Source organism: Cytobacillus sp. FSL R7-0680, from assembly GCF_038009245.1.
Taxonomy (GTDB): Bacteria; Bacillota; Bacilli; order Bacillales; family Cytobacillaceae; genus Cytobacillus; species Cytobacillus kochii.
Window position 1 is genome coordinate 266,046 of sequence record NZ_JBBPAO010000001.1, and the last position, 12,105, is coordinate 278,150.

7 protein-coding genes and 1 rRNA gene are annotated in these 12,105 nt (G+C 38.2%); 5 read left to right on the top strand and 3 right to left on the bottom strand.

The genetic code is table 11. The annotated features are described in order from the left end of the window. Positions 1–390: 390 nt before the first annotated feature. The gene (locus MKY26_RS01325; protein ID WP_095369994.1) at positions 391–4,860 is read right to left on the bottom strand and encodes a glutamate synthase-related protein; all 4,470 of its coding nucleotides are present in this window, start codon (positions 4,858–4,860) and stop codon (positions 391–393) included. A gap of 351 nt (positions 4,861–5,211) precedes the next feature. Further along, positions 5,212–6,507, bottom strand: a complete 1,296-nt coding sequence (locus MKY26_RS01330; RefSeq protein WP_095369993.1) for a glutamate-1-semialdehyde 2,1-aminomutase — start codon at positions 6,505–6,507, stop codon at positions 5,212–5,214. A gap of 169 nt (positions 6,508–6,676) precedes the next feature. Between MKY26_RS01330 and MKY26_RS01335 the strand changes: the two genes are divergently transcribed. The 3 genes from MKY26_RS01335 to perR all read left to right on the top strand — a co-directional run bounded on the left by MKY26_RS01335 (position 6,677) and on the right by perR (position 8,449). Beyond that, positions 6,677–7,093 (top strand): ion channel, encoded by a 417-nt coding sequence (locus MKY26_RS01335; protein ID WP_224935704.1) that lies wholly within the window; start codon positions 6,677–6,679, stop codon positions 7,091–7,093. Between the two features lie 76 nt (positions 7,094–7,169). Beyond that, positions 7,170–7,640: a thioredoxin-dependent thiol peroxidase gene (bcp, locus tag MKY26_RS01340; RefSeq protein WP_095369992.1), complete on the top strand. Its 471-nt coding sequence runs from the start codon at positions 7,170–7,172 to the stop codon at positions 7,638–7,640. A 368-nt stretch (positions 7,641–8,008) separates the two neighbouring features. Further along, positions 8,009–8,449, top strand: a complete 441-nt coding sequence (perR, locus tag MKY26_RS01345; RefSeq protein WP_180317040.1) for a peroxide-responsive transcriptional repressor PerR — start codon at positions 8,009–8,011, stop codon at positions 8,447–8,449. A 127-nt stretch (positions 8,450–8,576) separates the two neighbouring features. On the opposite strand, the gene MKY26_RS01350 is transcribed toward perR, so the two are convergent. Next, positions 8,577–8,939: a YgzB family protein gene (locus MKY26_RS01350; protein WP_095369990.1), complete on the bottom strand. Its 363-nt coding sequence runs from the start codon at positions 8,937–8,939 to the stop codon at positions 8,577–8,579. Between the two features lie 144 nt (positions 8,940–9,083). Between MKY26_RS01350 and MKY26_RS01355 the strand changes: the two genes are divergently transcribed. Next, a complete protein-coding gene (locus MKY26_RS01355) occupies positions 9,084–9,944 on the top strand; it encodes a nucleotidyltransferase-like protein (RefSeq protein ID WP_251163047.1) in 861 nt (286 codons plus the stop codon). A gap of 281 nt (positions 9,945–10,225) precedes the next feature. Next, a 16S ribosomal RNA gene (locus MKY26_RS01360) occupies positions 10,226–11,774 on the top strand. Positions 11,775–12,105: the final 331 nt, after the last annotated feature.

Here is a 12,105-nt window from a genome sequence, read left to right on the forward strand (position 1 = left end):
TATAAGTTCAATAGACAAATATGAAAAGTCGTTAAAATTAATAAAAAATTAAAGTTGATTAATTCTAAATGAAAAAATAGAAATATATCAAACGGCAAGCAAGAGGGAGAAATTTGTTTGGACTAGCAGAGAATCGCATCAAAATCCAGCAAGAGAGAATAATTAGCTAGAAATGAGGCGAAATATCAATTAACTTCAGATTGGCATTTAAAGACAAACGGATAACCGATAATGTTGAAGCCCGAATCTGTTTCCGCACTCCCAGTGAAATGAGTCACATAAATTCATAAAGAAACACGAGAAATTCATCATTAGAATTCCTCGTGTCTCAAGTTTAGCAGAAAAACAAAATCAAATTAGTATTTCTTAGCAAAAGAAATGTATGTTATATCACTCAGTTGAAACAGAAGGATCGGCTTGTTCTTTAACTGGAACAACTTGCAAAAAGTGACTACTTAAATCTGATAAAAGAGCTTTTAAACCAATTGCTTCTTCTTCTTGGTTTTGATCCATCAATAGATTGATATATTTTTCTAATAGTTCTTTTACATCATCTAGTCCATTTTGGTCAAGCTCGGTTACGTTTACTTTTGCACCTTTAGCTATTCTTCTTTCAATTGCCGCTTTTGTTAATCCCATTTCAGGTTGATGTCTTAAGTAGACGACGCCACCTGTCATCCCTGCACAAATCCATGGGCCCGGATCACCTAATACAAGGCCGCGACCGTTTGTCATATATTCAAACGCAAATCCCTTAATATTCGCATTTGTACCGATTTTCCCAAATTCCTTCTCTGGAATTGCACTTGTTAGTTGTCCACCGATAATCATATCAGCTCCAGATAGACGAATACCAGCTCTTGCATCAGCGTTTCCTTGGGCAACGAGAAGTCCCACTTGTGCACCATAGCCAAAACCTTTTCCAACAGATCCATTATAATACTGTCCATTCTTACCTTTCGATTTAAAAATTAAGATTTGACCACCGAAGGAAGTTTTACCAATACCATCTTGTGCACCGCCTGCTACTTCGATGTTTATGCCGAAACTGTTATAGGCTCCTAATCCGTTACCAGGGATAGACCCATCATTATATTTGAGGTCAACTGGAGGAAGGGTTTTATATGATCCATCTAAGCGTCCTCTTACACGGTGACAAGATACACGACTACCAAGCACCCTTTGCTCTGAAGTAACATTAGAGAAGGTACGCGATTGGTGTAATTCTTCTACACTCTTGTCTAGATATTCAGCACCAACAGCTACTTGTAATTGTGCCTCACTCACTTCTTTAGGTTGTTCATTATTGGTGAGCTGTGAAATCTCTAATGTACGAAGTAAGTAGTCTAAATTCAATTGTTCTTTTCCTTTTATTTGTTCAAGTAAATCTGTACGTCCAATGGCATCTTGTAAATTGCGAATACCGATGCTACCCGCAAGTGCTTGCAGTTCTTTACCGAAAGCAGAAAATAAGTTAACTAAACCTTGGACAGCAGATTCAAATTGACGAGGAACGAATCTTCTTAACCCATGTTCTTTTGCTTGTGCCTCTGAATCAATTTGCGTAGCAATTCCAACATGACAAGTATCTAGATGACACCCACGGCAAGTTGTACAACCAATGGCTAACATTGATAAAGTACCAAACCCGACTCTATTTGCACCAAGTAACATCACTTTTAAAACATCACTAACACTTTTTAAGCCGCCGTCTGCCCATAGCTCAACATAATCTCTTAATCCAGCTTCTAGTAAGGCGTTGTGTGCCGCTTTAACACCAATTTCAACTGGTAATCCAACATGTTGGAGCGCGTGGATTCTAGCTGCACCTGTACCGCCATCAAACCCACTTAAAGTGATAATATCCGCACCAGCTTTAGCGATCCCTACAGCAATTGTTCCAATATTAGGCACAACAGGAACTTTAACTGACACTTTCGCCTTATCGTTCGCTGTTTTTAATTCATGAATCATTTGTGCTAAATCTTCAATAGAATAAATATCATGATTATTTGAAGGTGAAATTAAATCAGATCCAATTGTTGCATTTCTAGCTTCAGCTATTTTAGCTGTTACTTTAGAGCCTGGTAGATGTCCACCTTCACCTGGTTTTGCTCCTTGGCCGATTTTAATCTCAAGGAGGTTAGAAGAGTTAAGAAGCTCAGCGTTTACTCCAAATCGTCCTGAGGCAACTTGCTGACCTCTTGTACGAGGGTATTTCCCGAGCATATCTTTTATTTCTCCGCCTTCGCCATTTAAACTAATCATATTTAGTCTTTCTGCACCTTCTGCATAGGCTCTAAAAGCAATTTCATTTTGAGAACCAAATGACATAGAAGAAATAACGAATGGTAAGTTATGATCTCCAACAGAAATATTAACATCCTCTGGTGAAATTTTGGTTTCTGATTGTTTAAAATCAGTTAGGTGACGGATGGTTGTTGGGTTCTGAGCTTCTTGTTCGCTTATCTTTTCACGGTAAGCATCATATTCACCTGTGGATGCAACTTCACCAATTGCTTTCCAAATTCTCGGGAATAGATGGAAGGTTTTCCCGATTCTGTTTTTCTCGTTAATAAAGTCTTCAGCTCTTAATAAAGCATCTTCTTTCATGTGACCAAAATTGTATTTAAGCTCACCTGAACCAAAGAAATTGATGATATTTAAATATTCAGCGATTTCTTCGTTTAAGCCAATAGTTGAGAATAAGCGACCATATCCTCTTAGTTCATGAATACCGATTGTAGAGATTACCTTTTCCAACCCTTTTGTTAAAGCTGAATATAAGTTAACAAGAGGAGTTATTTCTTCGTTAGCAACAGTTACAAACATATAATATGGGCTAATTAAATCTGCACCTAAACCGTAAGCTGTAATAATATCATGTAATGACCTGATAGAAGCGGAACGTAAAAGTAAAGAACAGTCTCTTCTTATTGTTTCTTTTACTAATGCTTGATCAATGGCAGATACGACTAAGTGTGGATCCATCCAGTAGGAATCTTCTTGATGAGCACTAGCATCATTCAAGACAATAAGTGTTTTACCAGCTTTAACTGATTCAATCGCTTCTTTTGATAAGCGTGAAATTGCCTCTTTAATCGTTTCATCTTTTGAAAAAGTGATAGAAAGATAGGCAATTTTCTTTTGTGCTTGATAATATTCAGTTACTTGATCATAGCTAGGCTGATTGATTTCCTTAACACACTCGTATCCTAATTTTCCTTCTATTAATAATGGTGTTTGTAATTCAAGTACATCTATTGATTCTTCATTATTAAAGAGCGACGGTCTTTTACCGATAATTGTTCTAGTAGAGAAATGTTCTGTTTCTCTATCTCTATCGATGGCAGGGTTCGTAACAACTGCGACACTTTCTTTAATAAAATCAGCGATATTTGTTCTCTCACCATTTAAAGCAGCTAATGGAGCATCATGGCCAAGTGAACGGATAGGTTCCGCGCCTTTTTCTGCCATTTGTTCTACTAAGTTCACATGGTCTCTTTCCCAACCAAACGCTTTATATTGACCATTATGAATTTTTGTAGGGAAAGCCATTGTAGTTACTTTATTCAAAACTGGCGCACTTAAACGATTTTTATAATCTTTAACATTTACACGAGAAGAGAAGCGATTAAATGTTTCTTCCTGATAGTTTTCATGTTCATATTTTTCTAGTTTATTACCGTTCCATTTGAAGCCAACTTTTTCACCAGGAGATAAGGGCTTTGGTTCATTTACATATTCACTCGATGAAATAATCCCTGGTTCAGATGAGAATAAATAAGAACTTTCAGTCTCTAACATCCAAAGGGGTCTTAATCCAAGGGAGTCTACACTATATACTGCTTCGTCTCCGAATCTTGAGATAATTCCAGCAGGCCCTTGAGCGAAATGTCCCCATGCTTCTCTTATATAAGTATATAAATCTTGCAAATGCGGAGGGTATGACTTGATTTCGTTAATGATTGGAGGGAAGAGTACGTCCATCGCTTCAAATAATGAATAGCCATCTCTACAAATGAGTGTTTCAATGGTTCTGCTTAAATCTTGGGAATCACTACCTCCTCTAACGAGTGGTACATTAATCATTCTAGCTTCGTCGCGTAATTTTGCAATCGTATTAATTTCACCATTATGCCCTAAGACGGCAAATGGTTGCACACGAAAAAAGCTTGAGAGTGTATTAGTCGAATAACGATTATGGCCAAGAGTCATAGTCGAAGCTACCAATGGGTTTGCTAGGTCATGGTAGTATTTAGGTAAAATATCGCCAGCTCCCATTACTTTATATACAGCATGAAACTGACTAAGGGATGCTACGTGAATAAATTCATTTTTTTCTGCTTCTACAATAACTTCTAATATCGCTTGATTCAGATCTGTTTCATTTTTATCAACCATACATGCAATTTGCCAAAAAACAGGGTTCTCTTGAATCGCTATTGGGCCAAGTGCAGAAGAATCTGTCACTTCATCTGATTCGAAAATTAAAGAAAACCCTTTATCATCAAGAAGTTGGCGTACTTCTGTTTTGAAGGTTTCACTTTGTTCATTACGAGTGAAAAAGAGATGACCGACGACAAAATTGGGTGTGTCAACAACTGTTGAATCGATTTGAGCATTTTTAAGTTTTTCTTTCCAGAGTGTACGGGGGATATCGATATGAATCCCGACGCCATCTCCTTCTCCATTAATAAATCCTGCACGGTGGTTCATTGTTACTAATGCATCTATACAACTGAAAATATTTTCACGTGTTGGAATCTTTTCTTTTTCTAATGAAGAAACAATCCCACATGCATCGTGTTCTTGATTATTAAAATTTTTGAATTGGGAAGGGGTCCATTGTTGAGTCATAGTATTCGGCTTTTTGAGGCAATGCCTTAAGCCGTTCACCTCCTAGTTTAGTAATGTTTTTGAGGTTGCTAGATTGTTAAGATTTCTAGCGAAGTTAATTGAAATGTTATTTAACTGGGTAACGCATTAAAGTGTTTCGGTAACGAAGGAATTATACAGAATATTTTCATTATCATATCACATGAATTTTCAGAAATCAATTATTTATACATTTTTATGGATATGGAAAAGGTTGAGAATGTATAAAAATGTATAGCGGAATCTATATTTGTAAACGTTTTCATAGTATGTATCAAGAGAAAAAGAGAGCTAGTAGGCTCTCTTTTTGTGTATAAAAAATGAATATTTTATTTATTGGTTGGCTAATTCTTCGAAAGTATCATGGACTGCTTGAATGGTAGCGTCAATATCTTCTTCTGTATGAGCAATTGTAAGGAACCATGCTTCATATTTGGAAGGTGCTAGGTTGATGCCTCTATTTAACATAAGCTTGAAGAACTTAGCAAACATCTCACCGTCCGTATTTTCTGCTTGTTCATAGTTGATTACTTTTTCATCAGTAAAATAAACAGTTAATGCACCTTTTAATCGATTAATTGATATGGAAATATTGAACTGCTTGGCCGCATTCATGATGCCATCTTCAAGCTTTTCACCTAATCTATCTAAGTATTCATATACCCCAGGTTGTTTTAATACTTCTAAGCAAGCAATTCCAGCTAAGATTGATGCAGGGTTTCCTGCCATTGTTCCTGCTTGATAGGCGGGACCTAGTGGAGCAACACTCTCCATAATCTCTTTTTTTCCACCGTAGGCACCAATGGGTAAGCCGCCGCCAATGATTTTTCCTAATGCTGTGAGGTCTGGTTGCACACCTAATAAATCCTGTGCACCTCCATAGTGAAAACGGAAAGCGGTAATAACTTCATCATATATAACGAGTGAACCATGTGAATGACTTATCTCATTTACCTCTTCCAAGAACCCTGGTAAGGGCTCGACAATACCGAAGTTCCCTACAATCGGTTCTACTAAAACTCCTGCAATCTCATGTCCCCATTTATCCATAGCTTGTTTAAATGAATCAATGTCATTAAAAGGAACGGTGATTACTTCTTTTGCAATCGATTGAGGTACCCCGGCAGAATCAGGTGTACCAAGGGTTGACGGACCAGAACCAGCTGCAACTAGTACTAGATCTGAATGTCCGTGATAACAGCCGGCAAATTTAATTATTTTATCTTTTCCTGTATACGCTCTTGCAACCCTTATGGTTGTCATCACAGCTTCCGTACCGGAATTCACAAATCTTACTTTTTCTAAATTAGGCATCGCCTCTTTTAGCAATTTAGCGAAGTCTACTTCATACGGAGTAGGTGTGCCAAATAGTACTCCTCTTTCGGCAGCTTCTTTAATGGCTTTCGTTATATGAGGGTGAGCATGTCCTGTAATAATGGGTCCATAGGCTGCTAAATAATCAATATATTGATTCCCATCTACATCAAAGAAGTAAGCACCTTGGCCTCTCTCCATTGCAACAGGTGATCCTCCACCAACCGCTTTATAAGAACGAGAAGGGCTGTTTACGCCCCCGACAATGTGTTCAACAGCTTCTTTATGTAGTCGTTCGGAATTGATAAAATGCATCAATATTCCTCCTTAAGTAATATAATCTCCCTTTATATTTTAACATGTAAGCTATCGATATGTTAAAAGCAAAATATTTTCATATCTATAGTCAGTAAGACAACTTGTCATACTCTCAAAAGGTTGAACGTATAATGGTAATACCGTCACGAGAGAGGTGAGGTTAGTCTTGCTATTTTTTTTCGTTATTTTTACTGTTACATTATGTATTTTTATGAGTATGCAAAGCCTCTTAACCCCTAAAAGAACGAAGGGAAGATGGGTGTCATTAGATAACTTTTTTTATTTAATTTGTCTATATGCTACGATTTTAATTGCTTTTGGGTTAATATATATTATTCTCGATTTAAATGGGCATGTTGTGCTAATAGATGAAACAAGCTATGGAGGTATTAATTTCTTAGATCGTCTTGCATCAGGTTTTTATTTTAGTGCTGTTACTCTTTTTTCATTGGGTTATGGAGATGTTATCCCTGTGGGTTTAGGCCGTATGGTTGCGATGGTTGAAGCGTTGATAGGTTATGTCATTCCAACAGCATTTGTCGCAAGAGTTGTTTTTAATATTGATAATAAGAATGATCAATGAGAAGAAGGGTGTTTACTTGTATTTCACTCTTGTTTTTTATAGTCTAAGAAAAACGTGGTTAAGGAGTGAACGATTTATGAGTATAGAACTTGGAGAAAAAGCACCCGCATTTACATTAGAAGCAAGTAATGGAGAAGTTGTTAATCTAGAAGATTTTCGCGGGAGAAATGTCGTATTATATTTTTATCCTAAGGATATGACACCTGGTTGTACGACTGAGGCATGTGATTTCCGCGATAAGCATAATGACTTTTCTGATGTGAATACGGTCATTATTGGTGTCAGTCCTGACCCAATTAAACGTCATGAGAAATTTATTGAGAAACATGGGTTACCATTTCTTTTGCTTGCAGATGAAAATCATGAAGTTGCAGAAAGCTACGGAGTTTGGAAGTTGAAAAAGAATTTTGGTAAAGAATATATGGGGATTGAACGCTCTACATTTGTGATTGACGAGGAAGGCAGACTAATAAAAGAGTGGCGAAAAGTGAAAGTAAAAGGACATGTAGAGGATGCATTGCATTTCTTACAGGATAGAAAAGGTTAGGCTTTTAAATAACATGATAATAACTTGCCCATTTTAAAAAATTTAAGGCTTTTGTCCACGCAAGTAAAGCTAGTTTGAATATGATTAAACTAGGGCATACCTCCTCAAATATATTTTCCGGACTTTTAAAATGAGTCCGGAATTTTTTATGATGACAGGTTAGATCTGTTGATTTGTGGGATGAGAAATACAAAGGTATTAACAAAGTTAAGTTTATTAAAGATGGAATATTAGATGAGTTTAGTCTATATGATAAAATAAGAAAAACATACTTCTTGAAACGCGGTTATTGACAACTTTCAATAATTATTAGTAAACTATTTATAAAGATTATAATTTAAGAATGAATAGAAGAGAGGTGCATGACGGTGGCGCAAACACATCTTAAAGAAGCATTGGATACGTTAAAAGATACAGGGGTTCGCATTACTCCACAGCGTCATGCGATACTTGAATATTTAATAAACTCAATGACGCACCCAACAGCTGATGACATATACAAAGCATTAGAGGGAACGTTCCCAAATATGAGTGTGGCTACAGTTTACAATAATTTAAGAGTATTTCGTGAGGTTGGGTTAGTAAAAGAACTAACCTATGGAGATTCATCCAGCAGATTTGATTTTGTAACAACACAACATTATCACGTCATTTGTGAAGGTTGTGGTAAAATTGTTGATTTTCATTATCCTGGTTTGGATGAAGTTGAACAATTAGCAGCACATGTGACTGGCTTTAAAGTAAGTCACCATAGAATGGAAGTTTATGGGGAATGTCCAGAGTGTTCAAAGAAAAAAGAAATGCATTAAAAAATGTCTAAAGCTGTCAGCGTACTGCTGCCAGCTTTTTCTCTGTATTTTTTTGCTTAGTTTTCTATACAAATGAGTAAACATATTGTTTGTTTTAAGATTTACATCCTTTTTGGCGTGTGAAAATCTACTGTTTTAATGAAGTATCTTTTCGATTATATTTTTCGTCAAAATCTTTTCCTTCTAGTGAGCGATCGAGCGTTAGTGGTTCACGACAATGCATGCACATATCAACCCGTCCTAATATTTTGGTTGGCTTGTTACAATTTGGGCAAACAACTTGTATTGCTTTAGTTGAAAGGATGCCAATCCACAAGTAAATAACCGTACTAGCAATAATGAATAATACACCAAGCAGCATACATAAAGACATAATTAATGGTGAAGTTCTGAAAAAGATACCTATGTACATGACAATAAATCCAACAAATATTAAGCTTAAAGCGAAGGTTCTTATTTTATTTATTTTACTCGAATATTTTTTTGCCATTTTGTTCCCTCCTAAACACTAACTATATCATATCATTGTAAGAAAAAATAAAAAAATTGTCACTATTTGTTGGTGTTTATCAAAGGAAATTTAGATGAATTGTCGAACTAATATATATTAATACGAAATTATGGGGGCGTTATGATGGAAGATATACTCCGTCCTATTTATCAAGAAAGAGCTAGTCAACTAAATACACTAGGTGTGTTAATTGTAGAGGGAAATGAAAAGACAATTTCAAATAGAGATACGTTTGATGCAATACTATTAATTATCGTAGAAAATGCGGATACGCCTATTTTTGTGAAGCATTACACATTTGAAGATAAGAAAGCCTCAATGCAAATAATAACGAAGCAACAATTGGATCAATGGATACTTATGGGGAGTAATAGGAAGATTTTTGACTGGCTTTATAGTGGGAAGGTTTTATTTGATCGCAATGAATATATAGGAAACTTGCGTGATAAATTAAACGAATTCCCTTTCAAGGACAGAAAGCTCAAAATGGGACTAGAGTTTGCTAAGCTGATAAGAAGATATACAGATGGGAAAACTTTGTTTGAAAATCAGAATTATTTCGATGCTTATAATAATGTTGTTCATTCTTTGCATCATTTAGCAAGGCTTTCAATTATAGAAAATGGTTTCCATCCAGAAGTAACATTGTGGAATCAAATTCGCCATATGGAACCAGAAATAATGAAACTTTATGAAGAGTTAGTACAAAGTCATGAGCCGCTTGAGAAAAGGTTAGAGCTATTATTTTTAGCTAGTGAATTTTTAATTCATTCACGAACAAAGGCTGGAGTTGGCCATTTACTTGAAGTTTTAGCAGAACAATCAGTTTGGACAATTCAAGAAATCATCCAGCATAAAGAACTGAGACACTACTCAGTGGATTTGGTGATTCTACTAGAATACTTAATTGATAAAGGGTTTATTAAAGTGATTAGTGAAGAAACAAAAGGAAAAGGGATTAAACACCGATATTACAGTTTGTAATAAATTATATTAAAAAAGCAAAAAGTGGTTGACCCAGGAAAAAAATGATGATATATTAATAACCGTCGCTAATAACTGTATGAAAAACAGCTAACGCGACGGATGATTTAAAAAAGTATTGACTCCATAATAATAGATATGTTATTATTGGAAAGTCGCTTCTAAAGCGAACGAGATTGTTCTTTGAAAACTGAACGAACGTAAAACGTCAAGCGTAATTCTAAAAAAGCTGATTTATCAGCAACAAAGCACCATAGGTGCAAATGAGCTAATCAAACACTTTATTGGAGAGTTTGATCCTGGCTCAGGACGAACGCTGGCGGCGTGCCTAATACATGCAAGTCGAGCGAATCTGAGGGAGCTTGCTCCCAAAGATTAGCGGCGGACGGGTGAGTAACACGTGGGCAACCTGCCTGTAAGACTGGGATAACTCCGGGAAACCGGGGCTAATACCGGATAATATCTATTTATACATATAATTAGATTGAAAGATGGTTCTGCTATCACTTACAGATGGGCCCGCGGCGCATTAGCTAGTTGGTGAGGTAACGGCTCACCAAGGCGACGATGCGTAGCCGACCTGAGAGGGTGATCGGCCACACTGGGACTGAGACACGGCCCAGACTCCTACGGGAGGCAGCAGTAGGGAATCTTCCGCAATGGACGAAAGTCTGACGGAGCAACGCCGCGTGAGTGATGAAGGTTTTCGGATCGTAAAACTCTGTTGTTAGGGAAGAACAAGTATCGGAGTAACTGCCGGTACCTTGACGGTACCTAACCAGAAAGCCACGGCTAACTACGTGCCAGCAGCCGCGGTAATACGTAGGTGGCAAGCGTTGTCCGGAATTATTGGGCGTAAAGCGCGCGCAGGCGGTTCCTTAAGTCTGATGTGAAAGCCCACGGCTCAACCGTGGAGGGTCATTGGAAACTGGGGAACTTGAGTGCAGAAGAGGAAAGTGGAATTCCAAGTGTAGCGGTGAAATGCGTAGAGATTTGGAGGAACACCAGTGGCGAAGGCGACTTTCTGGTCTGTAACTGACGCTGAGGCGCGAAAGCGTGGGGAGCAAACAGGATTAGATACCCTGGTAGTCCACGCCGTAAACGATGAGTGCTAAGTGTTAGAGGGTTTCCGCCCTTTAGTGCTGCAGCAAACGCATTAAGCACTCCGCCTGGGGAGTACGACCGCAAGGTTGAAACTCAAAGGAATTGACGGGGGCCCGCACAAGCGGTGGAGCATGTGGTTTAATTCGAAGCAACGCGAAGAACCTTACCAGGTCTTGACATCCTCTGACAATCCTAGAGATAGGACTTTCCCCTTCGGGGGACAGAGTGACAGGTGGTGCATGGTTGTCGTCAGCTCGTGTCGTGAGATGTTGGGTTAAGTCCCGCAACGAGCGCAACCCTTGATCTTAGTTGCCAGCATTTAGTTGGGCACTCTAAGGTGACTGCCGGTGACAAACCGGAGGAAGGTGGGGATGACGTCAAATCATCATGCCCCTTATGACCTGGGCTACACACGTGCTACAATGGATGGTACAAAGGGCTGCAAGACCGCGAGGTTTAGCCAATCCCATAAAACCATTCTCAGTTCGGATTGTAGGCTGCAACTCGCCTACATGAAGCCGGAATCGCTAGTAATCGCGGATCAGCATGCCGCGGTGAATACGTTCCCGGGCCTTGTACACACCGCCCGTCACACCACGAGAGTTTGTAACACCCGAAGTCGGTGGGGTAACCTTTTGGAGCCAGCCGCCTAAGGTGGGACAGATGATTGGGGTGAAGTCGTAACAAGGTAGCCGTATCGGAAGGTGCGGCTGGATCACCTCCTTTCTAAGGAATATACGGAATTAACTTGATGTTAGACTGTTCGTTCAGTTTTGAGAGTATAATCTCTCAAAATAAGGTGAAAGTAGCGAAGGATTCAAGGAAGCGTAAGCTGACGAGAATACCAAAGCTTACCATTCATCAATCGTTCTTTGAAAACTAGATAATGTAATGAAGAAGATTACCGAGTAATCGCCACCTTAGTTATTTTCTCTCTATATAATAGAGTAGAGATACTAAACTTTTTTTAAAAACATACAACCGGAGGGTTGTGAGAAGCAAGCAGTTCAAGGAAGCGAGCGAGGAAACACCGGAGTGTGCGTCTTGTGCACATGAG

Bases quoted from the DNA above. Each gene is read 5' to 3' on its own strand.
- bcp (WP_095369992.1), top strand. From the start codon at position 7,170: ATGAGTATAGAACTTGGAGAAAAAGCACCCGCATTTACATTAGAAGCA.
- MKY26_RS01355 (WP_251163047.1), top strand. From the start codon at position 9,084: ATGGAAGATATACTCCGTCCTATTTATCAAGAAAGAGCTAGTCAACTA.
- MKY26_RS01330 (WP_095369993.1), bottom strand. From the start codon at position 6,507: ATGCATTTTATCAATTCCGAACGACTACATAAAGAAGCTGTTGAACAC.
- MKY26_RS01350 (WP_095369990.1), bottom strand. From the start codon at position 8,939: ATGGCAAAAAAATATTCGAGTAAAATAAATAAAATAAGAACCTTCGCT.
- MKY26_RS01325 (WP_095369994.1), bottom strand. From the start codon at position 4,860: ATGACTCAACAATGGACCCCTTCCCAATTCAAAAATTTTAATAATCAA.